Source organism: Chitinophaga eiseniae (genome assembly GCF_900167135.1).
Taxonomy (GTDB): Bacteria; Bacteroidota; Bacteroidia; order Chitinophagales; family Chitinophagaceae; genus Chitinophaga; species Chitinophaga eiseniae.
This window is the reverse complement of the sequence record NZ_FUWZ01000002.1, coordinates 1,240,948-1,266,437: the sequence shown is the minus strand read 5'-3', so window position 1 is coordinate 1,266,437 and position 25,490 is coordinate 1,240,948. Positions and strand designations below refer to the sequence as shown.

Below are 25,490 nucleotides of genomic sequence, written 5' to 3'. Positions count from 1 at the left end.
CAAAAAACCGAAAATCAAAAAATCCCTAAATCCCCAAATCCCCAAATCCCTAAATCCCTAAATCTCGAACGCCATTCCTTCTTTCTTCAGTTTAAAATACTGTTCTTCATTGAAGCTGAAAAGTTTGGCGGGGCGCCCCTGTGACACTTGTTTTTGTTTTTCGTTGTGGGCGATCAGGATGCCGAGGTGATTTATTTTTTTCTGGAAGTTCCGGCGGTCGATGGGCCGGTCCAGCAGTGTTTCATATAGTTTTTCCAGGTCGGCGATGGGAAATTTCTTATCCAGCAGTTCGAAGCCGATGGGTTCATAACGGATTTTATTGCGGAGCCTTTGTACGGCCACGTCGATAATGGTGGCGTGGTCGAAGGCGAGAGACGGCAGGTCCTTGATATTGAACCAGGAGGCGTCTTCCGCGTCGGAGCTGGCGGCGAGTTTAAAATTGGTAGGGTTTACAAGGCCGAAGTAGGCGACGGACACCACTCTTCCTCTGGGGTCGCGGCCGGGCAGGCCGAACGTGTACAGTTGCTCGAGGTAATTGATATTCACGCCGGCTTCGGTCAGCAGTTCGCGGGTGACGGCCGTTTCGAGGGACTCATCGTCCAGCACGAATCCGCCGGGCAGCGCCCAGCTGTGCAGGTACGGGTCTATAGTGCGTTTGATCAACAACACAACGATGCCCTCCCTTGGGATGTATCCGAATACGACCGCGTCTACGGTTAACCTGATGTTCTGTACTACTGGCAAACTGCTAACGGATTATTTTGCTTTAATATAGTTTTCAACCTGGGCGGTGCCCTTGTGTAAATTTACGAATAACGGGTTTTTCACCGGATCGAATACGATGATGGTATTCATAGACCATACGTCCTGCGGGGCAGGCATCTCTATCATTACCTCGAGGCCGTTGGCCCGGTGGAACAGGAGGCTGTCCTTACCGGCGATGTGTGGTTTAAAGCCCTGCTGATCGAGGTAGTCGGTGATTTCTTTGCGTAGCCGCAGCGCCGAGTCCATCTCCGGGCTGGCAGCGGGTTTGAATTCCCGGTATACGTAACTTTTCTCGGTGATCACATCATAGGCATCTTTATTCACCTGGTGGTCATTACGGGTAGGGTTACACGCAAAGAGCAGGCTGGCGGCGGCGGTCAGTACGGATAATAATATTTTCATGATAACTGGCTTTAATGTTCATAGCAGCCGTAATTGCGCTGCCGGTATATTTTTCCTTCGCGGAATTCGATGACGGTGCAGATGAAAGCTTTCATCACCTGTCCCCTTCTGTATTTGCCTGCATCCACGCCTATCTCCCCGGTCCAGTTGGCTTCTACTACGAGGGTATTGCCATTCTGTACGGCTTTCAGCACGCTGTAATGCTGAGATTTCAGGATCAGTTTATTGGTGGCCATACTGTCCAGCATGAGTTCAAAATTCCTTTGTTTGACTTCGGCTGACAACTGGTTGGGATATTCTGTCTGAATAACGCCCGGATGAAAGATATTGGCAAACTCGGTCGGATCTGCTGAAAAATTTTCAAGCAGCTGGAAATACCGGTATACGAGGGCCAGTTTTTCGTCCATTTACAGGGATGCGTTGAATGAATAACAAATAATGCAGGCGTATGCACGCGATGCAATCTGCGAATTTATAAAATTCGTGTAAATGTAACTCATTCCTGCTCATGTAAAACGATGTGAGCGGTGGGATTTATTTTCTGGCGGTAGCTGCGTTGAACGCCAGCTTTTCCATATTGTCTGTTTTGCCGATGATATCGTACACCAGTTTGAGGACGGTGAGCGTGCCGTCGTAGTTGAGTTTGTCCGGTTTGTCGCCGGGCTCTGGGGTGCCTTTATGGGCGTTGGTGTAGAAGTAAAGAACAGGGATGTTCTTTTTATAAAAGGAAAGGTGGTCTGAGGTGCCGGCGCCGGTGGAGTCGTAAACGACTTTGGTGTCTTTGGCGGCTACGCTGCCGATGATGCCGGGCCATCCGGCGGAGGAGCTGATGCCGCCGATCTGTACGCCTCTGGTAGCATCGAGGTCACCGATGATGTCCAGGTTGATCATATAGTTCACCTGCGAGAGGTCGATGCCTTCGCTGTGGGCCGTGAACCAGGCGGAGCCGGCGAGCCCTTCTTCCTTGCCGGAGAAAGCGATGATAACGATGTTATGGTTTTTAAGGCGGGCGGACTTGAGCAGGCGCGCCAGTTCCAGCAGGGCGGCGGTACCGCTGGCGTTGTCATCGGCGCCGGGGTAGACGGTATTGTTTTCGCTTTTGCCGAGATGGTCGTAATGTGCTCCGATGATCACTGTTTTAGGCGCTTTGTTGTCGATATAGCCGATCACATTGGTACCGGTGACTTTTACCGCTTTGAAAGCGATTTTCATATCAATCTGGAAGGCGTTGGCGTCGTCGTTGCCGAGTATTTTACTGATGTCGTTGCTAACCCAGACGGCGGGGATGCTGCTGGGTTTGACAGCTTGTTTTTGCCAGCTGTTGACTTCCGCCGGTGTTTCCTGTCCGTTGTAGAAGATAACGGCCGAAGCGCCGGACTTAGCTGCTACCTCCGTTTCCCGGAGATACAGTTCCATCTTGCTTTTGTTGGGGTCGGCTTCTATTTCTTTAACATTTATTAACCAGATATTATCCGGTTCATTGACCGCGGGGAGTACTTCGCCTTGGGCGCTTTTACCGGCGCTGAAAGGCAGTGCGATGAACTGTTTGCCTGAAATCAGCTTTTGGTGGTTAAGGTTCAGCGTGCAGTTGTCCGGTTCGCGGCCTTCGCGGATGGTGAAGGTTTGCAGGAAGCCGTTGTCCCCTTTGGGGCTGACGCCTGTTTGTTCGAGTTGGGAAGAAAGATAGGCAGCGGCCAGTTGTTCGCCGGGGCAGCCGGTCTGGCGGCCTTCCAGCTTGTCGCTGCAGAGGTAGGTGACATGCGTTTGCAGATTGGACAGGGTTTTCCGGTCATTTTTTTTCTGTGCACCTACGAACAAGGTAGTACATACCAGTGGTAACAGCCAGGTTATCTTTTTCACGCAATCTTTTTTGGGTCTGCTGCAAAATTACGAATTACCCCCTGCTAATAGCGCAATGGAGGCAAGTTCTTTTTTAAGCGCCCGTTGCATTTCAAGTATGTTTAATATGATGTTGGTCTGAAAACGGTCATTCGCCGGGAGCGGTTTATCTTTCATAAGAGGCAAATGCCTATTTTTGCCCCGTTTTAAAAACAAAGTATGAAAAACACACCTTTTACACAGAAGCACATTGCATTGGGCGCCAAGATGGCTCCTTTTGCGGGTTACAACATGCCAATCTCCTATACAGGTATCAATGATGAGCACCAGGCGGTACGTACAAATGCCGGTGTGTTTGACGTGAGCCACATGGGTGAGTTTATTTTGAAAGGTGAAAATGCGCTGGACCTGATTCAACGGGTGACTACCAACGACGCCTCCAAACTGACTGCCGGCAAAGCCCAATACAGCTCCCTGCCCAATAACGAAGGCGGCCTGGTGGATGACCTGCTGGTATATTGCATTGAAGAAAATAACGTGTATATGCTGGTGGTAAATGCCAGCAATATTGAAAAAGACTGGAACTGGATCAGCCAGTTCAATACCAAAGGGGTGGAAATGCATGATATTTCCGATAAAACCTGCCTGCTGGCCATCCAGGGCCCTAACGCCACCAGCATCCTGCAGCCCCTGACTGAAGTAGATATCGTCAACCTGAAATATTACACCTTCGCCAAGGGCGTTTTTGCAGGTGTTCCCAACGTGGTGATCAGCGCTACCGGCTATACCGGTGCGGGAGGCATCGAAATTTATTTCGAAGACAAAGACGGCGCAGCAGACAAGATCTGGGACGCCATCTTCGCTGCCGGCGGTCCTAAAGGCCTGAAACCCATTGGCCTGGGCGCCCGCGACACTCTTCGCCTGGAGATGGGCTTTTGCCTGTACGGTAACGACATCGACGACCGTACCTCCCCCATGGAGGCGGGCCTCGGATGGATTACCAAATTCACGAAAGACTTCCCTTCCCGCGCTATCTTCGAAAAACAGAAAGCAGAAGGCATCTCCCGGAAACTGGTAGGTTTTGAAATGGTAGACAAAGGCATCGCCCGTCATGACTATGACATCAAAGACGCCGCAGGGAATGTGATCGGCCGTGTTACCTCGGGCACCCAATCCCCTTCTTTGGGCAAGGCTATCGGTCTGGGCTATGTGAATACAAGCCATGCCGCCCTGGACAGTGAGATATTTATCGCCGTAAGGGACAAAGCCCTGAAAGCAAAAGTGGTGAAAGTGCCTTTCCTGGGCTAGGAATAGCGGGTGAAAGTTATTAATTTAGGCACGCAAAACATCACGCAAAGGCGCAAAGCAGCAAAGGCGCAAAGGAGTTAAAGAGATTGACCAGCCAACAAAGGAACAAAGTGTTCTTTGCCCTGGTTCTCTTTTTCTTATGTTTCTTCTTTGCGCCTTTGCTGCTTTGCGCCTTTGCGAGACGAGAACTTATTTATTGCCATATCTATGCCTACTATTCATTTAACTACCGTTATCCATGCACCGTTAGAGAGGGTGTATGACCTGAGCCGGAGTATTACCCTGCATAAACGCAGCATGTCACACATGCAGGAAGAGGCCGTCAAAGGCCGGACCAATGGTCTGATCCGTTTGAACGAAACAGTCACCTGGCGCGCCAAACACATTGGCAAAATGCGGGAACTGACAACGAAGATCATCGCCATGAAAGAAGGGGAACATTTTACCGACGAAATGACGGAAGGTGATTTCACCCATATGAAACATGAGCACCATTTCAGGGAAATAGGTAACGGTACCGTAATGATCGATATCATGGATTTTGGTACCCCCTACGGTTGGTTCGGGCGGATGTTTGAACGGTTCTATCTCCGGAAATACATGACCCGCCTGCTGAAACACCGGAATGATGTTATTAAGGACTACGCGGAGAGCGAAAAGTGGAGAGTAGTCCTTGATTAATGCATAAAAGCAATTGAATGACAACTAGTAACAAACCCAGCCTGGAAGTATGTTTATCTCCGGCTTTATTACATCTCTATGATGTAAAAAACAGTATCGTGGTCATCATCGATGTACTACGCGCCACCTCTACCATCTGCACCGCCCTGTACAATGGAGCAACGAGCGTAATACCGGTGGCTACTGTGGAAGAATGTGTGAACATCGGCCGCGCTATAGACGGGATTACCGCCGGAGAGCGCGATGGCAGAGTAGCAGAAGGACTGGTACATGGTAACTCCCCTTTTGAATATCCCCGGGAGTTCATCGAAAATAAAACACTGGTGCTGACTACCACCAACGGAACGAAACTGTTGCACATGGCCAAAGACGCCATCCAGATCGTTACCGGTTCCTTTCCCAATATCAGCGCCGTATGCGATTACCTGGCCGCACAGGGACAAAACGTGATCCTCGGTTGCGCCGCCTGGAAAGACCGTGTCAATATGGAAGACACCCTCTTTGCCGGCGCCGTGATAAGCCGCATCCGTGAACATTTTGAGGTTGGCTGTGACGCTGCGATTGCCGCGGAAACGCTGTACAACACGGCAAAGGGAGATATCTATGCCTATATGCAGCAGGCTTCCCACTATCAACGCCTCGCTAAATACGGACTGGAAAAAGATATTGCTTACTGCCTCACGCCTGACGGCGCCAATGTGCTGCCCATATTCAGGGAGGGTAAGCTGGTGCCATTCTGATAGTTGGTTATTTGGTTATTTGTTTATCAGAAGTTTTGCCAGGCAGCCTTTCAATAAACAAATAACCAAATGATCAGGCGGCCGCCTGTTTTTTACTGCCCAGGATACAGGCCGCAAATACCACGATCATCGACAGCGGAAACGCCACATCCGCGAAAGGCGCGCCGGAGCTGATTTTAAACAGAGTGGCTATCACCATGGTGAGCAGCAATGCCATGCCTGCCGGCCGGATGAAAAAACCGGTAATAAGCGCAAGACCTCCCAGTAATTCCGCCAGCGTAGCCATGAATCCCCAGAAAGCCGGCCACCGGCTGATACCAACCATTTTCAGGGTGCCGCCCAGGAACTCCCACATAGCAGGACCTCCCATAATTTTCTGTATACCGAAAACGACGAATAATACGCCAATACCTATACGTAATACGAGAAACGCGAACTGTTTGTTGTCTTTCATGTTGAGTGTGTTTTAACAAATGAAGACACAAAACTAGTGCTCATGGGGAAGGCTGTCCATGGATAAAAGAGCGTTTGTCGTGTACATTTATACCGGCTGGGATGTTTCGCGGAACTGCTGCGGCGATTTGCCCGTATTTTTTTTGAAGAAACGCGTAAAGTAAGCGGGGTCCTCAAAGCCGATCTGGTAGCCAATCTCCTTTACAGTCAGCTCATTTAAAAACAACAATCGCTTCGCCTCCAGCAGCACCCGCTCTTTGATGAGGGAGCCGGCTGTTTTACCGGTCAGCTTCTGCGTGAGCGCATTGAGCTGCCGCGGAGTTATATGCAGGCGGGAGGCGTAGTCCTGTACCTCGTGTTGCTCATGGAAATGTTGATGCAGCAGTTGCTTAAACTGCAATAACTGCATCTGTGGCTGGCCGGGCAGCAAGTGCGGCTCAGACAGCTGCCGTTTGCGGATGCGCATGATCTCCATCAGCAGCACGCGGACATAGGAAAAGAGAATGGGCGTGGTATCTTCTGTGGTCTGGTCATACTCTTCCCGGGCAATGCTCATCAGGTTTTCCAGTCGCGCCAGGTCTGCAGCTTCCAGCGGAATAACAGGATAGGACTGCATATTGTCGAACAGGAAATGGCCCAGCAACTGGCTGTCGGGGTCGTTGCCGCTGGTGAAAAAAGAAGGATCAAATTTCAGGGAATAGCCGGTAGAGGCCTCCCTGTCCAGCTGATGCACCTGTTCGGGCGATAGCAGGAATACCACAGCTCCATCGAAAGGCCAGGCCTGAAAGTCAATATAATGTATGCCTTTGCTGTGGTGCAGCAACAGGATTTCGTAATACGTGTGCCGGTGCGGATACTGCCGGGGGATTATCTTCCCGGTATCGTCAAAACCGGCAATCAGTACATGTTTTACCGGCGTGGACACCAATGTGGTCACGCCTTCGTTGATCCGGTGTTGAGGAATAGGCGATTGCATGTTCAAATGTACAAGTATTTGTCGAGTATGTCCCTTGAGCGGGGTGGGTGCCCGGGCTACTTTTGCATCACAAAACAAGTATACCATGGCACAAGAACATTCAAGAAGGGCATGGCTCAAACAGAGCGGACTGGCAATGGCGGGGCTTCCGCTTTTATCAAAAATGCCCTACCTTCCTGCAGATAAACCGAAAAACATGAAACATTATATCTGTGTAACCTGCGGCATACAATACGATGCGGCTGCCGAAGCCCCCACGCATTGCCCTGTGTGCGAAGACGAGCGGCAGTATGTGAACCCATCCGGACAAAGCTGGACCACTTTCGATCAGATACAGAAGAAACATAAAAATGTTATTGAACTGGTAGCGCCCAACCTGTATGCCATCTACAGCACACCTGATTTCGCTATCGGGCAGCGGGCCCACCTGCTGATAACGCCTCATGGTAATATCCTGTGGGACTGCATTGCTAACCTCGACGCCTCTACGATAGATATCATACAAAGGCTGGGTGGTATCCGTGCTATTGCGTTATCGCACCCGCATTATTTTTCTACTATCGTGGAATGGAGCCATGCATTTGGCCATGCGCCCGTATATGTGCATAAGCTGGACGCTTCCTGGCTGGGGCGGCACGACGATGTGATCAAACTGTGGGACAGCCAGACGCTGGACCTGTGGGATGGTATCAAACTGGTGTTGTGCGGCGGTCACTTCCCGGGGGCGAACGTATTGTACAGTCCTGCCGGTAAGGGAATGCTGCTGGTGGGCGATGTGATCCAGGTTTCTTCCGACAGGAAGACGATGTCCTTTATGTATAGTTATCCTAATAATATTCCATTGTCGGCCGCGGAGGTAAAAGTCATTGACGATGCCGTGAAGCCGTACGCTTACGATGCTATGTATGGCGCTTTCGGGAAGTATGTGCATACGGGGGCTAAAGCGGCGATGGATTTTTCCGTGAAGCGGTATATACAGCATATAAGGTAGATGATTTTTCGATTGATAAAATGGCGGTTACAGCTGGTAGCCGCTATTTAACCGGCCCGCCATTGTTTCCCGCGCCTTTGTATGCCCATTTCCACCTGTTGCATGCTGCGTGCTCCCGCACCCTTGCCCCCGATTCTTTCCCGTGCTGATCATTCACGGCAGGTCCCGTAACGCCGGGTTACCCGATTTATATCAATTTTTATTTATGTGATCGTAATGAATTGATAAACAATGGTAAAATAGTATTAGTTAAAACACATTAAAATAATTAAATATAAAAATAATTATATATCAAATAAAGCGCCCTGTCCGGGCGGATCGCGGGTAACTTGCTACTACCAAAGGATTACCGTTTTGCCGGCATTTTGCCTGCTGTTTATTAAAGATTTCTGCTTACTTTTGTGGATTGCCTTTTTATCAGCGGTTAAAGATTTTTGATATATTTATTTACCCCGTGGCCGTCGATATTAAAAGCAGGCAACAACGAATAGTATGTCGCTGCCCCATTTGCTAAAATATGTTTACAATAACGGCACTGATGAAGTGATCCGCAGGGGGAAGCGTATTTTTTCTACCGGGGGCGTTGAGCTCATTGAAGCAGACCCGGTATTGAAAACAGCGACCTTCCGCGTTAAAAGTGACACGCATGCCAATTACTACCGGGTTTCCATCAATAAATACGGTGAAACCAGCGGTATGTCTATCCGTTGCCAGTGTCCCTATAACCTGGGCGACATCTGCCGGCACGAGGCAGCAGCACTGTTCCAGCTTCAGGAAATGCTGGACAAGAATCATTTCGAGAGCTTCGAAACACAATTTGATCAGCAACACACCCTGATCAAAATGAAATCCATCGATATTAAAACGATCAAACTGCTTACCTCCAGCGCTATCATAGCCGAGGCGGAAGCGATCGTGAAACAGCATCCTATCAAAATTTCATCTGCCAAAGATGAAAAGGTAGAGGCCGTGCTGACGCTGGATAAAAAAGAATATCCGCTGATCATCCAACGCAATGAGGAACGTTTTTTCGATACCCATTGCACCTGCGATGAAACAGCCCATGCGCTCTGTGTGCATAAAACTGCGCTATTCCTGCAGCTGCTGCAGAAAAACGGTCCGTTTTATTTTGATACGCTGCGCAATTGGGACAAAGAGAAAAACAAACTTCTCTCCCTCTACGGCTATTCCCTGACAGACGATCTCGATGGCAAATTTGCGTTTTCCTATATGGATGGCAAACCATTCCTGCGCGTGCTGGACCCCACCATCAAGCGGGTGGACGGCGCCACCGCGGGCAGACAGCAGCAGACGGCCCCGCCGCCACCGGAAGAGACGCTGACAGTGACGCAACGCCTGGCCGCGGTATTCAACGCCAACGAAACATTATACCCTTACTTCAGAATAGATATCGTCAGCGGTGAGGTGAACGATGAGCAGACCGCCTTCGTATCACTGGCCAGCAAACTGGACCTCACCAAATACGTTGACTTTTATCAGTACCGGGAGAAAGACCGGGAGCTCATCGCCCCCATCCGTAAACTGCAAGGTCCGGAAGTCAGCAAATTCCTCAGTAAAAACTCGCCGTTCGCCGGCATCTGGGAAAATATCACGCATGAAAATGCGGAAGAGCTGCCTACCGAAACCAAAGAACTGATGCTGGAATACCTGCACCCCAAACTGGCCAAACTGTTTCCGCAGCTGGCAGAACACGGACTGGTATTTCATCTCCCTAACAGACAGCAGTTCAAAACCAAAAACCTGCAACCCCTGCAGATAGGGGCCGACAGGCTAAAACTTATCCTCAAGACCCACAGCGGCAGCACCAACGTGGAAATCAGCTGCTACGTGTCTATCGAAGGTGAGTTGATCGACGTCTCCAAAAACAACTGGGAAAGCCCGCTGCTGTTCCTTTACCAGAATACGCTGTACCTGTTTGAAAGCCCGCAGGACGCCCTGCATGTAGCGCTCTTCCAGCAGAGTGGCGGTAAACTGAAAATTCCCAACAAGGAATGGCCGGTATACCTCAAGGACTACCTGTTGCCCTTAAGCCGGCAGTACGATATCCGCTTCGACAAAGAACTCCTCGCCGAGGTGACTGACATCGAACCGGAATGCCGCGTATACCTGAAAGAACTGGGCGAAACCTTCATCATCCAGCCGGGATTCGCTTACCGCGGACAGGAAGTGGAATGGAACGAAGAAGAGAAAATCACCGTGCAGGAAGGTAACAAAGTACTGGTCATCCGCCGCAACAAAGAAGCGGAAGATGCCTTTGTCAGCCGCCTGCGCACCCTGCATACCAATTTCGCACAGAACGATAACCAGCACTATTTCTACCTGCGCGCCAAAGAAGCCCTGAAGAACAACTGGTTCTTCCTCTTCTTCGACGCCCTGAAAGAAATGAACGTGCGGGTATTCGGTTTCGATAATCTGCGCAACTTCAAATTCAGCTCCCACAAGCCGGTCACCAATCTGCAGATCAGCTCAGGCATCGACTGGTTCGATGCACAGATCGAAGTGCTGTACGGCGACCAGAAGGTGAGCATCAAAGACATTAAAAGCGCGCTGGCCAACAAGCAGAACTACGTGCAACTGGCAGACGGCTCCCTGGGCCTCCTGCCGGAAGAATGGCTGCGCAAATACTCGCTCCTCTTCAAAGTAGGGGAAGAGAAAGACAAAGGCCTTAAACTCAGTAAATATAACTTCAGCGTGATCGATGAACTGTATGAGTTCATCGATGATGAAGCGGTAGTAATAGAACTGGAACAGAAACGTAAAAAGCTGTTGCAGTTCGACGAGATCCGTAACATCTCCCTGCCGCGCAACCTGCAGGCTACGCTGCGTCCATACCAGGAAAGCGGCTTCCAGTGGCTCAACTATCTCGATGAGATCAAATGGGGTGGCATCCTGGCAGATGACATGGGTCTTGGTAAAACCATCCAGGCGCTTACCTTCCTCCAATATTACAAGAACAAAAACGGCGGAAAATGTATGGCGCTGGTAGTGTGCCCCACTACCCTGATCTATAACTGGGAAAATGAGATCCGTAAGTTCACGCCGGAAATCAAACACCACATCCATCACGGCCCTACCCGTATCAAAGATTCGGAAGAACTGGCCAAATTCGATGTGATCATCACCACCTACGGTACGCTGCGCAGCGATATCCAGACACTGATGAAACTGGAGTTTGACTATGTGGTGCTGGATGAATCACAGGCCATCAAAAACCCGCAGTCCAAAGTGACCAAAGCGGCCCAGCTCCTGCAAACCAAAAACAGGCTGGCGCTGAGCGGTACGCCCATGCAGAACAATACTTTCGATATCTATGCACAGATGAACTTCCTGAACCCGGGCATGCTGGGCAGCGTGGACTTCTTCCGTAATGAGTTCGCCACGCCGATAGACAAGTTCCAGGATGAAGAAAGGAAAGAACACCTGCGTAAACTGATTTATCCGTTTATCCTCCGCCGTACCAAAGAACAGGTGGCGAAAGACCTGCCGGATAAAATCGAGACCGTTATCTTCTGCGAAATGGACCCGGAACAACGTCATATTTACGACGCTTACCGGAACACCTACCGCTCCAAGATCCTGGGCGTTATCGAAGACCAGGGCATGGAACGTTCACAGCTGACCATCCTGCAGGGCCTGATGAAACTGCGCCAGATCTGCGACTCACCGGCTATCCTCAACGACACGGAACAGTATCCTAACCATTCCGTGAAACTGCATGAGCTTACCCGTGAGATCGCTGAAAATATCGGCAACCACAAAGTGCTGGTGTTCTCCCAGTTCCTCGGTATGCTGGGCCTGATCCGCGAAAGGCTGCAACATATGAAGATCCCCTACGAGTACTTCGATGGCAGCACCTCTACCATGGAGCGTGAGAAGGCCATCCAGAACTTCCAGCATAACGACGAATGCAGGGTGTTCCTGATCTCCCTGAAAGCAGGTGGCGTGGGGCTGAACCTTACCGCAGCGGACTACGTGTATATCGTAGACCCCTGGTGGAACCCTGCCGTGGAACAACAGGCGATAGACCGTACTCACCGTATCGGGCAAACGAAAAATATCTTCGCTTACCGCATGATCTGTAAAGACACGGTAGAAGAAAAAATATTACAGTTACAGGAACGTAAAAAATCGCTGGTGAAAGAGATCATCTCCGATGATAGCGGCTTTGTGAAAAAGCTGACCAAAGAAGATGTGTTGTACCTGTTCAGCTAAAGCAATGGCAGTAATTTTTTTTGATGTAAATTTAGAATGTGGAAAAAATTGGTCATATAGAAATCAGGATAACCGGGTCAATAGGTAATATTGACCTGAGTCCGGATAATTATGACATTAGGGAAATTAGGGAGGTGTTGGAATATGGAGAGAGTTTGTTGAGTCCAAACAATGATAAAAAAGACAGACCCCTAATTACCTACCAACTGGAAAAAGGGTCTGTCCGTCATATTTTCAAAACATCAATTCAATACATTATTGGGTTTAATGCAGTGCTTGGACAAGTTGCCCATGATCAATCAATTGATTTTTTGGATTTACCTACAGCGAAGGCATTTGAATGTTTTCAGGATATGGCTCGGAAAAAACGATATGTTTTCGAAATTAATACTTCCCTTGAAAACAGTAACAGTGTTAGCATAGATCAAAATACCAGATTTTCCCGTACCACAAGTGTTTGGGCTGATGCCGAGTTCTATTTTTATGGTAAAATAACCAATATGGGAGGGAAGGACAAATCAAACATACATATATCAACCAGTGATCAGGGTATAGTTATCGTTCACACATCTAAGGATTATCTGGAAAAGCTGGAGAACAACTTATTGTATAAACCCTATGGCATTAGGGCAGTTGGAAAACAACATACAGAAACAGGTGAAATCGATAAATCCAGCCTAAAATTTATAGAATTAATAGATTATCATCCGAAGTATGACGAGGATTACCTTAACGCGCTGAGGAAAAAAGCCAGTCATAACTGGGAAAAAGGTTTTGATGCTGATGCCTGGTTAAGAGAATTAAGAGGAGGGTATGATGCATAAGGGCGTTTTACTTGATACAAGCTTTTTTCTCCGGTTTCTCAACGAAAGAGATCCTCTATTTGCTAATGCAGATGGCTATTTCAGATATTTTATTGAGAATGACATCCCAATGTACATTTCAACAATATCCATTGGGGAGTATTGTGTGCGTGGTACCGTAGATGAACTACCGCTGAGATCCCTAAAAGTACTTACCTATAATATTGATCACGCCAAGCGAACAGGTGTATTTGCTAATTTAATATTCTCAAATAAGGGGCGTTTAAAATTAAATGAACGCAATATAATCCCTAATGATACCAAATTATTTGCTACAGCTGATGTAGAAGGCGAAGTTGCGTACTATCTTTCCTCCGATGGAGAAAGTCAAAAAATTTATGAACTTTTAAAGCAACTTGATTCACCACATTTCCAGTTTATTAATTTGTATAACCCCTATACATCAGTTTTTGGCGTACTTCCATTTTAATGCGTTACAATAAAATACCTATCCCCTTCCGTTTTTGAAACAACCCTTCAGATTCTGCATGGTTTCCCCTTTCTTCTTTTTTGCCGGATTACTTGAGTTTCGATTTATTTAATTGATTTGCAATTAGTTATAAGAATTTTCTAATCCTTTTTTAATACTGGCATCTGGCTGGTATGCCAGTCATTGTATCAAAACATTTGATTCACATGTTACCAGACTCGAAAATCTCACAATTGATCGGTTTACAGATCCCCGGCTTGTCATTTCCTATGGAGCAACTGACAGCCAAAGAAAGAGTGAGCAAAGTGATCCACACATTTGCCGATTATACCGGCAATATGATCCGTCACGAACAAATACAGGAAGTGAAACGTTGTTTTACTGTCGCCGGGGTACTGTACCGCAATGGCAGCAGTGTGCTACGGAATGCTATTGAAAGTGTATTTATATATGCGTTGTCTCCTATACTGTGTACGCATCACCGGGACATGTTACCTTCTTCTCTCAGGACTGTCAGAATTCAACATTTACAAACAATAGCGCTTTAAAACAATTTTTATGATGACTGTATTACTGGTACTCGCGGGACTGGCCTGCTTTGCCCTGTTCTTTGCCGCTGTCGATTATTTTGAAAAAATCTGATAAACAAATCTGTTATGACCGCTTTATTCGTGTTATCAATATTGGTCTTCGGCTACATGATATATGTATTGCTGAAACCGGAGAAATTCTGAGATGGCCTTTATCTGTGGCCGCATGCAACATGCTTTTTAATTAATTAGAAATGACAACAGAAATTTTAGGCGTTATTGCCACCTATGGACTAACATTACTACTGGCCTGGCCACTGGCAAGGTATATCGTAAAGGTATTCAAAGGCGAAAAAACCTGGTCCGATTTTATGGCTCCCATGGAGCGGCTGTTCTTTAAGATTTCCGGGATCAATCCCAAAGAGGAAATGACCTGGAAAGAACATTTAAAAGCGTTGCTGACCATCAATCTGGTGTGGTTTGTCTATGCCTTTTTTATGCTGATGTTCCAGGACAAGCTACCGCTGAACCCCGATGGCAATCCGGGACAATCGGCGGACCTGGCGTTTAACACCGCCATCAGTTTCCTGGTGAACTGTAACCTGCAGCACTACTCCGGTGAAACAGGGATGACCTATCTCACCCAGTTGTTTGTACTGGCTTTCCTGCAGTTTGTGAGCGCTGCCACCGGTATCGCCGCGCTGATCGTCGTATTCAAAGCATTTAAGGAAAAGACCACCACCAAACTGGGCAACTTCTGGGATATTTTCCTGAAGACCAACACCCGTATCCTTTTACCCTTCTGCGTTATTATAGCCTTGATACTGGCGTTTAACGGAACGCCCGCCAGCTTCGACGGTAAAGACACGGTGGTAACGATGCAAGGTGACACTGTGAATGTATCCCGCGGCCCTGCTGCCGGTTTCGTGGCCATCAAACATCTGGGCACCAACGGTGGTGGATGGTTTGGAGTAAACTCCTCCCATCCGCTGGAGAACCCCAACTATGTTACCTGGATGACAGAAATGGTTGCGCAGGTAGTGATTCCTATCGCCATGGTATTCGCGCTGGGGATGTTCATCAACCGCCGCAAATTTGCCTATGTCATTTTCGGGGTGATGACCATCGGGATGATATGCCTGCTGATACCTACCATGATGGCAGAAATAAATGGTAATCCGGCTATTGCGCACATGGGCATACAACAGGCTACCGGCGCCATGGAAGGCAAGGAGGTCCGCTTTGGGCCTGCTGCCACCGGTTACTGGAGTACCGTTACCACGATTATCTCCACTGGTTCAGTCTGCGGCTTCCATGACAGCACCATGCCGATGACCGGTATGATGGAGCTGCTGGGTATGATGCTGAACTGCTTCTATGGCGGTTGCGGTGTGGGTATTCTCAACTATTACATTTTTATCATCATCGCGGTGTTTATTTCCGGTCTGATGGTAGGCCGTACACCTGAACTGATGGGACATAAGCTGGAGGCCAGAGAGGTGAAGATCGCGGCTATCATTACGCTGCTGTCACCCTTCCTGATATTGGCGGGCACGGCCCTCTCCTCCTGGGTACTGGCTCATCACCCGGAGGCCAACTGGGCCGTGAAGCCGTCAGCCTGGCTGAACAACCCCGGCTACCACGGTTTCTCCGAGATGCTGTATGAATATACTTCTGCCAACGCCAACAACGGCTCCGGTTTTGAAGGCCTTGGCGACGGCAACGTATTCTGGAACGTATCCACCGGCTTTGTGCTGATACTGGGCAGGTACCTGCCGATCATCGGTCCTTTGGCTATCGCGGGTATTATGGCATCTAAAAAATATATCCCGGAATCCGCCGGTACCCTGCGTACAGATTCGATCACTTTTGGCGCTATGACGTTCGCCGTGATCGTGGTACTGACTGCCTTGTCCTATTTCCCTGCACTGGCGCTGGGCCCGATTGCAGAGTATTTCTCCCTGTACTGATGATAAACTATAACGAACAATTACCATGAAGAAAAGAGATAATACATTGTTTCCGAAGGAGCAGGTGCTGCAAAGCCTGAAGCAGTCCTTCGTGAAACTGAATCCGAGACTGATGATCAAAAACCCGGTGATGTTTACCGTGGAGGTGGGTACGGTGGTGATGCTGATCGTTGCCCTGTACGCTGCCTTTACCAAAAACACGGACCAGGGTAGTGCAACTTACAACTTCATCGTCTTTATCATACTCTTCCTTACTGTGCTGTTTGCCAACTTCGCCGAAGCCATTGCAGAAGCACGCGGCAAAGCGCAGGCAGAGAGCCTGCGCCGCACCAGGGAAGAAACACCTGCCAAAAAAGTAGAGCTGATAGGAGAAATTTTCACCAACGAAGTGAAAGTGGTTTCTTCTTCTTCCCTGCGCAAAGGCGATATTTTCGTTTGCGATCCGGGCGATATCATCCCGGCCGACGGGGAGATCGTCCAGGGACTTGCCAGCATCGACGAATCGGCTATCACCGGTGAATCTGCACCGGTGATCCGTGAAGCCGGCGGTGACAAATCCAGTGTAGTGGGCGGTACCAAGGTACTGTCTGACCATATCAAAGTACGGGTGACCACCGAGCCGGGCGAATCCTTCCTCGACAAAATGATTGCCCTGGTAGAAGGCGCCAGCCGTCAGAAAACACCGAACGAAATTGCGCTGACTATCCTGTTGGCCAGCTTCACGCTCGTGTTCATCATTGTATGTGTGACGCTGAAACCATTTGCGGACTATGCGCAGACACCGATCACCATCGCGGCTTTTATCTCCCTGTTTGTCTGTCTGATCCCCACTACCATCGGCGGGCTGCTTTCCGCTATCGGTATTGCCGGTATGGACCGCGCGCTGCGCGCCAATGTGATCACCAAATCCGGGAAAGCTGTGGAAACAGCCGGCGACATTGACGTGTTGCTGCTGGACAAAACCGGTACCATCACTATCGGTAACCGTAAAGCCACCAATTTTTATCCTTCCAATGGTCATGCACCGGAAGAGTTTATCCGGCTGTGCGCCCTCAGCTCCCTGTCGGACGAAACGCCGGAAGGTAAGTCCATCGTGGAACTGGCCGGCAAAGACATTGTCAGCAAACTGACCGTGAGCGGCGCCAGCCTGGTGAAATTCACCGCCGAAACCCGCAGCAGCGGTATCGACCTGGCCGATGGCAACCGTATCCGCAAAGGCGCTTATGATGCTATCAGGAAGCTCACCGAAAAAGAAGGCTTCCGCTTCCCGGAAGATACGCAAGCCCGCGTGGAGGCGATCTCCCGCGACGGCGGTACTCCGCTGGTAGTGGCCCTCAACAGTAAAGTACAGGGCGTCATCGAACTGCAGGATATCATCAAACCCGGTATCAGCGAGCGCTTTGAACGCCTTCGTAAAATGGGCGTGAAAACCGTAATGGTCACCGGTGACAACCCGCTCACCGCCAAATACATTGCCACCAAAGCCGGTGTGGACGACTTCATCGCGGAAGCGAAACCGGAAGACAAGATGACGTACATCCGCAAGGAACAGCAGGAAGGCCGGCTGGTAGCCATGATGGGCGACGGTACCAACGACGCCCCCGCCCTGGCCCAGGCCGATGTGGGCGTGGCCATGAACAGCGGTACCCAGGCGGCCAAAGAAGCCGGTAACATGGTGGACCTGGACAACGACCCCACCAAGCTGATCGAGATCGTGGAAATCGGTAAACAGCTGCTGATGACACGCGGCACCCTCACCACTTTCTCCATCGCTAACGATGTGGCGAAATACTTCGCCATCGTACCAGCGCTCTTCGTTGCCTCTATCCCTGCTTTACAGGGTATCAATATCATGAAGCTGCACAGCCCTGAAACAGCTATTCTCAGCGCCGTGATCTTCAACGCGATCATTATTCCTATGCTTATTCCGCTGGCATTGCGCGGCGTGGCCTACAAGCCTATCGGCGCCAGCGCACTGCTTCGCCGGAATCTGCTGATATATGGTGTAGGCGGCGTTATCGCTCCCTTCATCGGTATCAAACTGATTGATATGCTGATCGCGCTCTTTATGTAGTAAAATGGGAAAATAAAAAAATAAGAAAATGAAGAAGTATCTCCTGCCCTCTGTTAAACTGACCGTTCTCCTGCTGGTACTGCTGGCAGGCATCTACCCGCTCTTCATAGCCGGTATCGCTAAAATGGCGCCCGGTAAAGGCGGCGGTGTAACGGTAACGCATAATGGAAAAGTAGTAGGGTATGAAAATATAGGACAGAAGTTCACCGATGATAAATACTTCTGGTCCCGCCCGAGCGCTGTGGATTATAACGCCGCCGGCTCCGGTGGCTCCAACAAAGCGCCTGGCAACCCGGACTATCTGAAAACCGTGGCCGAGAGAACAGACACTTTCCTCGCGCACAACCCGGACGTGAAAAAAGCAGATATCCCGGCAGAACTGGTGACCGCTTCTGCCAGTGGTCTGGACCCGCACCTCTCTCCTGCTGCTGCTTACGTGCAGATTGCCCGTGTGGCCAAAGCCAGGGGCATGGCGCCGGAGAAACTGAAACAGCTGGTAGACGCCAATACCCAGGCGCCTATGTTGGGTATGTTTGGCCCTTCTACTGTCAATGTACTCAAACTGAATGTCGCCCTCGACGAGTTAAAATAAATAACAGGTTTCCGGTGAGCCATCACCGGAAATCTATCTAACCTATATAAAATTTATGAAGAAGATTTTATTGCTGGTAGCTGTTCTGGCCGCTACTATCACCCTTTTTGCCCAAACGGAACCAACTACAGAGAAAGAAAAAGAGAAAGGTAAGCTGACATTTTCCGGTTATGCCGAAGCCTATTACAGCTATGATTTTAACCAGCCGGCCAATCATACCAGGCCCGGTTTCCTGTATAATTTCAACCGGCACAATGAGCTGAACCTGAACCTCGCCATGCTGAAAGCCAACTATACTTCCGACCGGGTACGCGGTAACATCGCGCTGATGGCGGGCACTTATGCCCAGTACAACCTGGCGGCCGAGCCTTCCATTTTCCAGTACGTCTACGAAGCGAATGTAGGCGTGAGGGTGGGCAAAAACGTGTGGATCGATGCCGGTATCATGCCCGCCCACATCGGCTTTGAAAGCGCTATCGGGAAAGACTGCTATACCCTTACCCGTAGTATGCTGGCGGAAAACTCTCCCTACTATGAAACCGGCGCCAAAATCACCTGGACGCCCAATGATAAATGGTCATTCGCCGCTATGTACCTCAACGGCTGGCAGCGTACCAAACGGGTAGACGGTAATCAGACACCCAATTTCGGTACACAGATCACCTTCAAACCATCCGCTAAAGTGTTGCTGAACTGGAGCACTTATGCAGGCAATGACCTGCCCGACAGCACCCGCCGGATGCGTTATTTTAACAACCTTTATGGTACCTTTGGTATAACAGATAAATTCAGTCTGATAGCGGGGATAGATTATGGTCTGCAACAGAAAGCAAAAGGCAGCAGTGACTTGTCCAACTGGTATACGCCCATTGTCATTGCCCGCTACGCTTTCACGGATAAACTGGCGGCGGCAGGAAGAGTGGAGTATTTTAACGACGCGGATGGCGTGGTGATCGCAACAGATACCCCGCATGGATTCCAGACCACCGGCTATTCCCTTAACCTCGATTTTGCACCCGTCAGCAATGTGATGTTTCGTGTAGAAGGAAGGATGTTTAACGGAAGGGACAAAACATTCATCAAAGGGACAGACCTTAAAAACAACAATGCAGCTGTGACGGCATCGCTGGCAGTGTGGTTTTAATTTATCATGACAGAAAAAGAACAACAAGTAAAGCACTACCTTGATCTGGCCAGCCGAAGCGGCCGGGGTAAGTTCAAGATCTACATTGGCATGAGCGCCGGTGTGGGAAAGACTTACCGCATGTTGCAGGAAGCACATGCCATGTTGAGGAACGGTATCAATATCCAGATCGGATATATAGAAACGCATGGGCGTACGGAAACACACGCCCTGCTGGAAGGCCTGCCTGCGATCCCCCGCAGGCAGGTTTTCTATAAAGGCAAGATGCTGGATGAGATGGACGTCAACACCATCCTGCTGCTGGCGCCGGAATGGGTGGTGGTGGATGAACTGGCGCATACCAATATTCCCGGTTCCAAAAACGAAAAGCGCTGGCAGGATGTGATAGACCTGCTCAATGCCGGCATCAATGTCATTTCGGCTGTCAACATACAACATATCGAGAGCATCAACCAGGAGGTGAAAGCCATTACCGGCGTGGAGGTGAAGGAGCGGGTGCCCGACAGTATGCTGCAAATGGCCGATGAGGTGGTGAACATTGACCTCACCGCCGACGAACTGATCACCCGGTTGAAGGAAGGAAAGATCTATGACCAGTCTAAAGTGGAGACGGCCCTGCGGAACTTCTTCCAGGCGGATAAAATCCTGCAGTTGCGGGAGCTGGCCCTGAAAGAAGTGGCCACACAGGTGGAAAGAAAAGTGGAAACCGAAGTGCCCAGGAGCCAGCAGCTGCGCCATGAGTCTTTCCTCGCCTGCATCTCCACCAACGATGAAGTGGCCCGTAAGGTGATCCGGAAAACCGCCCGCCTTGCGGCCTATTACCATGCCGACTGGTTTGTGCTGTATGTACAGACGCCGCGGGAAAGCGTAGAGAAGATACCGCTGGCCGCGCAGCGTCACCTGATCAATAACCTGAAGCTGGCCACAGAATTAGGTGCGGAAGTTGTGCAGGAACATGACGCGCGTATTTCAGAGGCGATCATCCGCGTGGCGCTGGATAAGCAGATCACCACCGTTTGTATCGGCAAACCACATATCAGTTTGTTCCGGATCATTCTGCGGACCAACCTGTTTAACCAGTTGCTGAAAACACTTTCTTCCAACGACATAGATTTGATTATCCTGTCATGAGTACACTGAGGTTAAAAACGAAGATTACTTTAGGGGTGTTGTTCCTCTATATTATGCTGCTGATTGTCAGTGTACTGGGATACTATTACCTGAACCGGCTGACCGATAAGGCCAAGATCATCCTGAAAGACAACTATGAGTCGCTGGAGTACGCCAAGAACATGATGGTGGCGCTGGAAGACCTGCCGGTACGCAGGGCGCAGGCGCTGCAGCAGTTTGCCACCAACCTGAAACAGCAGCAGGCCAATGTGACCGAACGCGGGGAGCATGCCGCCACGGCTACAGTAACGGCCATCTTTGAACGGTTACAGAAAGACAGCGTAGCGAATCCTGCCGATGTGGCGGCCATCAAAAGCGGTATCTATACTATCATGGACCTCAACATGAACGCGATTGTGGGGAAAAACGAGCTGGTAAAACGCACGGCCGATCATGCGCTGTTGTACATCGCTATCATCAGCGGGGTGTGTTTCCTGCTGGGTTTCACCTTTGTATACAACTTCCCTGGTTATATTGCCAGCCCTATCGTAGCACTGACCGAGGCCATCAAGGGCATTTCCGATAAACAATACAGCAAGCGGCTGCATTTTAAGTCCAACGATGAATTCGGGGAGCTGGCCACTGCTTTTAATACCATGGCCCAGCGGCTGGACGAATATGAGCACAGCAATATCGCCCGTATTACGTTTGAAAAACAACGTGCCGAAGCGGTGATCAGCAGCCTGAAAGATGCTACCATTGGTTTTGACACACAGAATACCGTGCTCTTTGCCAATGCGCAGGCCTTGCAGCTGTTGAACATGCAGGAGAAGGAGCTGATCGGGCATTCCGCCGATGAGATCGCGAAGCAGAATGACCTGCTGCGTTTCCTGATCAATCCCCGGGAGAATGTGCCATTGAAGATTGTTGTGGAGGGTAAAGAGTGTTTCTTTACGCAGGAAGTGGCCGATATCCGGCATGAAGATCATCGTATAGGCTATGTCGTTATCCTTAAAAATATTACAGCTTTTAAGGAGCAGGACCTTGCCAAAACACATTTTATCGCGACTATCTCCCATGAATTAAAAACGCCGCTGGCATCGTCTGACTTCAGTATCAAATTGCTGGAAGACGAGCGTATAGGTACTTTGAAGCCGGAGCAACGGGAGCTGCTGGAAAGTATGAAGCAGGACAACCAGCGGATGATCAAGATTGTGAGTGAGCTGCTGGACCTCTCGCAGGTGGAGAGTGGTAACATCCAGTTGCAGCCGCAGCCAGTCACCGCGTTAAACATTGTGCAATATGCGCTGGACACGGTGCAGAAGCAGGCCGCCCAGCGGGAAATCACTATCCGGCAGCATGTTCCGGAGGTATTGCCCCGGGTGATGGCCGATGTGGAAAAAACCGCGTGGGTGCTGGTCAACCTGCTGACCAATGCCATCCGCTATTCCACCCTGAAATCGGCGATAGACCTGAAGGTGGAGGATACCGGCACCAGCATGATATCTTTTTCTGTGCAGGACTACGGCAAGGGAATACCGCTGGCTTTCCGCGACCGGATATTCGAGCGGTTTTTCCAGGTGCCCGGGGGAAAGGGGCATAAGGGAAATGGCCTTGGACTGGCCATTTCCAAAGAGTTTATAGAAGCGCAGGGCGGTGTGATCGGTGTTGCCAGTGAAGAAGGCAAAGGCAGCCTGTTTTATTTTACATTACCGGCGGCGCAGTAATCACGGGCAGGTAGCGATATGCGCTTCAATAGCAGGTTTAAAGTGATTGAATAATTCTTCTATTCTCGCCGCTTTGCGGGAAATCTCCTCATAATTGTTGTCGAGCACGACGCCTCTGTTGATCTCATGCGCCAGCTGTACGGCTTCATGCATGGAAACGAAGCCCAGGTTTCCTTTCAGCTGGTGCGCGATGTTACCCACTTCATGCCAGTTTTTTTCCTCGATATATTGCCGCATTTGAGAGATGTAATTGGGCATGGTGAGCACCAGCTCTTCCAGTACAATTTTCACTTCATCTTCGGCTACCGCCTGATGGATAAATTCGAAGCTGATGGGTGGTTTTTCTTCTCTCCCGGTGTTGGAGGGCGGCGGGGTGCTGTTGTCGCCGCCGGTTGGGTTAGACAGGTGTTGCGCCGGCCCGGGGCGGTGTTCCGGTTGCGGACCCTGGTCGTTGCTGTTGCTGGTAGAAGCCTGGATTTTGCGGAACAGGTCTTCTTTTTCAAAGGGCTTGGACACATAGTCGTTCATCCCGGCCTGCAGGCAGCGTTCCCTTTCGCCATCAAGTGCCGAAGCAGTGAGGGCAATGATGCTGGTATTGATTCCGTTGTTACGGATAGCACGGGTGGTTTCATAACCATCCATGCCGGGCATTTGTAGGTCCATAATGATGCAATTATAGGATTTGGTACTTAATATTTCGAGTGCGGCCATGCCGCTATCGGCAACGTCTATGCGGGAGCATCCGCCTTTCTTCAGCGTGTAATAGGCTACCTGTTGATTGATACGGTTGTCTTCCACGATCAGAACAGACAGTCCCCGCAACGGTAATGCCGTAGAAGGCGACTGCGGCTGGTCTTGTTGGTGTGGTCGTGGGAAAGGATTTTTAGTGAAAGGTAGTTCAAAATAGAATACAGATCCTGTATTGGGGCTGCTCTCTACTTTGAGGGTGCCGTTTTGCAGGTCTATCAGGTGTTTGCAAATAGTGAGGCCCAGGCCGGTGCCGCCAAAATCGCGGCTATTGCCTTTATGGCTCTGGGAGAAGCTTTCAAAGATGACCTCCAGTTTATCTGCCGGTATGCCGATGCCGGTATCTTTTACTTCAAAACCTATCCGGACGCCGGAATTGTTTTTATCTGCGGATACCAGTGTAACCGTCACCGTTACATAGCCTTTGGGGGTGAATTTAATTGCGTTTTCGATGAGGTTGGTGAGAATCTGGCGGAGTCTTACCGCGTCGCCCAGCAGTTCCGCGGGCATATTTTCCGCGGTACGGACATTGAAGGCCAGTCCTTTTTCCCGGGCTTGCAGTTGTAGGGGGAAAACGGTGCTGTTCATCACTTCGCGGAGGTTGAACGGCTCGCTGACGACTTCCAGTTTGCCTGCTTTTATTTTGGAGAAATCGAGTATTTCGTTGATGATGACCAGCAGGTAATTGCCGGGCATATCTTTTACGAACATCATGGAGGGCATATTGTCCAGGATGGCTTCCAGTCTTTTCTGGAGGTACTGCACGTGTTGTTCCTTGCGGTATTCCTGGTCGATGTCGCGGACGATGCATTCAAATTCTTTACGGCCCTTGTCGCCGGTAAGGAGGTAAGCCAGTTGTTCCACCCATTTTTTCTCTCCGGTGCGGGTAATGATTTCAAAGCGGAGCGACGAGTATTCGTCGCCGTTCTCCAGCTGTTGCAGGTAGAAGGTTTTCAGCCGTTCGAATTCCTTGTCTTCCAGCAGCAGGGAATAATGTTTGCCCACGAGGGTGGTATTGGGATAGCCCGTCAGTTCTTCCGCGCGGGGGCTGACGTAGGTGAAAAAGCCGTGTATGGTGGATTTGTAGATAATCGGCTCGGCTTCTTCTGCGAGGCGTTTGAAGGTTTGTTCGCTTTTGAGCAGTTGGTTGCTCCAGGTCTTTATTCTGAACAGCAGTTTAAAGATGTAGCGGACCTCTCCTATGAGGAGGACGAGCATAAAGGCGCTGATGATCAGCGTTACCCGGAATGACCATGTCGTATAGGAGGAGTCGTTATTGTTACGCTCGAGCAGTTCCCGTTGTTCCGCCTGGATATAGGTGGCAACGAGTTCGCGAAGGCTGTCTGTCTGCGCGGTGAAGGCAGGGCTGACCACCATTTCCTGCGCTTTGGCCGGATGGGTGGCGGCCATGGTGACCATCTGCAGTTTGGTATGGCGCCGTTGGAGCAGTAGTTTTTGAATGGCCTGGAGGTAGCCTTGCTGGGAGGCGGTATTATGCCTGTTGCCCGACAGGTGCTGAAGTGCCTGTTGGATGCTGTCCTGCAGCAGGGCTTCCTCGAGGGGGATGTTACCGTTGCTGAGCAGGTGGTCTTTGATGCTGGCGGTGCTTTTATAATCCAGTATGGCGATGGCGCGGACCTGGTTGGTGATGTTCTGGCTGTTGGTGATCCAGTTGACGGCTTCGTTGGTTCTTTTTTGTACCATCCCGGCATAAAATATGAAGCCGCTGAGTACCATGAGTACGGCTATCACGAGGGTAATGACGGTGAGGGCAATATTTCTCATCAGATTTTTGGTTTCACAGACTAGTTTGCTGTTTTGGCCGGGGTTGTTTCCCCGTTGGAGGATTCATTCCTGAAATTTACCTAAAAAAAAGCATTATTGTTGTTCATCTTGTTCATTTTTCTGATGCGGT

The 25,490-nt window shown here is 49.9% G+C and carries 22 protein-coding genes; 15 read left to right on the top strand and 7 right to left on the bottom strand.

All coding sequences use genetic code 11. The annotated features are described in order from the left end of the window. Nucleotides 1-57 precede the first annotated feature (57 nt). From B5D63_RS14780 to B5D63_RS14765, 4 genes are all read right to left on the bottom strand, one after another. Entirely contained in the window at nucleotides 58-744 is a 687-nt protein-coding gene (locus tag B5D63_RS14780; protein ID WP_078669549.1) for an NUDIX hydrolase, read from the bottom strand. Nucleotides 745-756: 12 nt separating this feature from the next. Continuing rightward, a complete protein-coding gene (locus B5D63_RS14775) occupies nucleotides 757-1,167 on the bottom strand; it encodes a hypothetical protein (RefSeq protein ID WP_078669548.1) in 411 nt (136 codons plus the stop codon). A gap of 11 nt (nucleotides 1,168-1,178) precedes the next feature. Then, nucleotides 1,179-1,574, bottom strand: a complete 396-nt coding sequence (locus tag B5D63_RS14770) for a nuclear transport factor 2 family protein (protein WP_078669547.1) — start codon at nucleotides 1,572-1,574, stop codon at nucleotides 1,179-1,181. Between the two features lie 127 nt (nucleotides 1,575-1,701). Next, complete coding sequence (locus B5D63_RS14765) at nucleotides 1,702-3,027, bottom strand: M28 family peptidase (protein WP_078669546.1); 1,326 nt, start codon at nucleotides 3,025-3,027, stop codon at nucleotides 1,702-1,704. 198 nt (nucleotides 3,028-3,225) lie between these two features. Here B5D63_RS14765 and gcvT point away from each other — a divergent pair, with 198 nt between their 5' ends. The 3 genes from gcvT (at nucleotide 3,226) to B5D63_RS14750 (ending at nucleotide 5,735) form a co-directional block, all read left to right on the top strand. Then, nucleotides 3,226-4,314, top strand: a complete 1,089-nt coding sequence (gcvT, locus tag B5D63_RS14760) for a glycine cleavage system aminomethyltransferase GcvT (RefSeq protein WP_078669545.1) — start codon at nucleotides 3,226-3,228, stop codon at nucleotides 4,312-4,314. Between the two features lie 207 nt (nucleotides 4,315-4,521). Continuing rightward, nucleotides 4,522-4,995, top strand: a complete 474-nt coding sequence (locus tag B5D63_RS14755) for an SRPBCC family protein (RefSeq protein ID WP_078669544.1) — start codon at nucleotides 4,522-4,524, stop codon at nucleotides 4,993-4,995. 17 nt (nucleotides 4,996-5,012) lie between these two features. Next, the gene (locus B5D63_RS14750; protein WP_078669543.1) at nucleotides 5,013-5,735 is read left to right on the top strand and encodes a 2-phosphosulfolactate phosphatase; all 723 of its coding nucleotides are present in this window, start codon (nucleotides 5,013-5,015) and stop codon (nucleotides 5,733-5,735) included. A gap of 73 nt (nucleotides 5,736-5,808) precedes the next feature. Here B5D63_RS14750 and B5D63_RS14745 read toward each other — a convergent pair whose 3' ends face one another. Then, entirely contained in the window at nucleotides 5,809-6,189 is a 381-nt protein-coding gene (locus B5D63_RS14745) for a DoxX family protein (RefSeq protein WP_078669542.1), read from the bottom strand. Between the two features lie 87 nt (nucleotides 6,190-6,276). Further along, on the bottom strand, nucleotides 6,277-7,164 hold the full coding sequence (locus B5D63_RS14740) for a helix-turn-helix domain-containing protein (protein WP_159456029.1): 888 nt from the start codon (nucleotides 7,162-7,164) through the stop codon (nucleotides 6,277-6,279). 85 nt (nucleotides 7,165-7,249) lie between these two features. Here B5D63_RS14740 and B5D63_RS14735 point away from each other — a divergent pair, with 85 nt between their 5' ends. The 12 genes from B5D63_RS14735 (at nucleotide 7,250) to B5D63_RS14680 (ending at nucleotide 22,828) form a co-directional block, all read left to right on the top strand. After that, on the top strand, nucleotides 7,250-8,155 hold the full coding sequence (locus B5D63_RS14735) for an MBL fold metallo-hydrolase (protein WP_235021543.1): 906 nt from the start codon (nucleotides 7,250-7,252) through the stop codon (nucleotides 8,153-8,155). Between the two features lie 492 nt (nucleotides 8,156-8,647). After that, nucleotides 8,648-12,388 (top strand): DEAD/DEAH box helicase, encoded by a 3,741-nt coding sequence (locus B5D63_RS14730; RefSeq protein ID WP_078669540.1) that lies wholly within the window; start codon nucleotides 8,648-8,650, stop codon nucleotides 12,386-12,388. Between the two features lie 38 nt (nucleotides 12,389-12,426). Beyond that, entirely contained in the window at nucleotides 12,427-13,212 is a 786-nt protein-coding gene (locus B5D63_RS14725; RefSeq protein WP_078669539.1) for a hypothetical protein, read from the top strand. Further along, the gene (locus tag B5D63_RS14720) at nucleotides 13,202-13,681 is read left to right on the top strand and encodes a hypothetical protein (protein ID WP_200817006.1); all 480 of its coding nucleotides are present in this window, start codon (nucleotides 13,202-13,204) and stop codon (nucleotides 13,679-13,681) included. Before B5D63_RS14725 ends, B5D63_RS14720 begins: the two co-directional genes overlap by 11 nt. Nucleotides 13,682-13,887: 206 nt before the next feature. Further along, nucleotides 13,888-14,229, top strand: coding sequence for a DUF7674 family protein (locus B5D63_RS14715; protein WP_078669537.1), 342 nt, complete (start codon nucleotides 13,888-13,890; stop codon nucleotides 14,227-14,229). 108 nt (nucleotides 14,230-14,337) lie between these two features. Further along, nucleotides 14,338-14,415 (top strand): potassium-transporting ATPase subunit F, encoded by a 78-nt coding sequence (locus B5D63_RS35760; RefSeq protein ID WP_078670327.1) that lies wholly within the window; start codon nucleotides 14,338-14,340, stop codon nucleotides 14,413-14,415. A 50-nt stretch (nucleotides 14,416-14,465) separates the two neighbouring features. Further along, a complete protein-coding gene (kdpA, locus tag B5D63_RS14705; protein ID WP_078669536.1) occupies nucleotides 14,466-16,181 on the top strand; it encodes a potassium-transporting ATPase subunit KdpA in 1,716 nt (571 codons plus the stop codon). A 25-nt stretch (nucleotides 16,182-16,206) separates the two neighbouring features. Then, nucleotides 16,207-18,255, top strand: coding sequence for a potassium-transporting ATPase subunit KdpB (kdpB, locus tag B5D63_RS14700; RefSeq protein WP_078669535.1), 2,049 nt, complete (start codon nucleotides 16,207-16,209; stop codon nucleotides 18,253-18,255). A gap of 28 nt (nucleotides 18,256-18,283) precedes the next feature. Continuing rightward, nucleotides 18,284-18,847 (top strand): K(+)-transporting ATPase subunit C, encoded by a 564-nt coding sequence (locus tag B5D63_RS14695; RefSeq protein WP_078669534.1) that lies wholly within the window; start codon nucleotides 18,284-18,286, stop codon nucleotides 18,845-18,847. 55 nt (nucleotides 18,848-18,902) lie between these two features. Next, nucleotides 18,903-19,991: a porin gene (locus tag B5D63_RS14690; RefSeq protein ID WP_078669533.1), complete on the top strand. Its 1,089-nt coding sequence runs from the start codon at nucleotides 18,903-18,905 to the stop codon at nucleotides 19,989-19,991. Nucleotides 19,992-19,997: 6 nt separating this feature from the next. After that, nucleotides 19,998-21,122, top strand: a complete 1,125-nt coding sequence (locus B5D63_RS14685; RefSeq protein ID WP_078669532.1) for a histidine kinase — start codon at nucleotides 19,998-20,000, stop codon at nucleotides 21,120-21,122. Continuing rightward, a complete protein-coding gene (locus B5D63_RS14680; RefSeq protein ID WP_078669531.1) occupies nucleotides 21,119-22,828 on the top strand; it encodes a sensor histidine kinase in 1,710 nt (569 codons plus the stop codon). The genes B5D63_RS14685 and B5D63_RS14680 overlap by 4 nt, the downstream gene beginning before the upstream one ends. On the opposite strand, the gene B5D63_RS14675 is transcribed toward B5D63_RS14680, so the two are convergent. After that, nucleotides 22,829-25,360 (bottom strand): ATP-binding protein, encoded by a 2,532-nt coding sequence (locus B5D63_RS14675; RefSeq protein ID WP_078669530.1) that lies wholly within the window; start codon nucleotides 25,358-25,360, stop codon nucleotides 22,829-22,831. Between the last annotated feature and the right edge of the window lie 130 nt (nucleotides 25,361-25,490).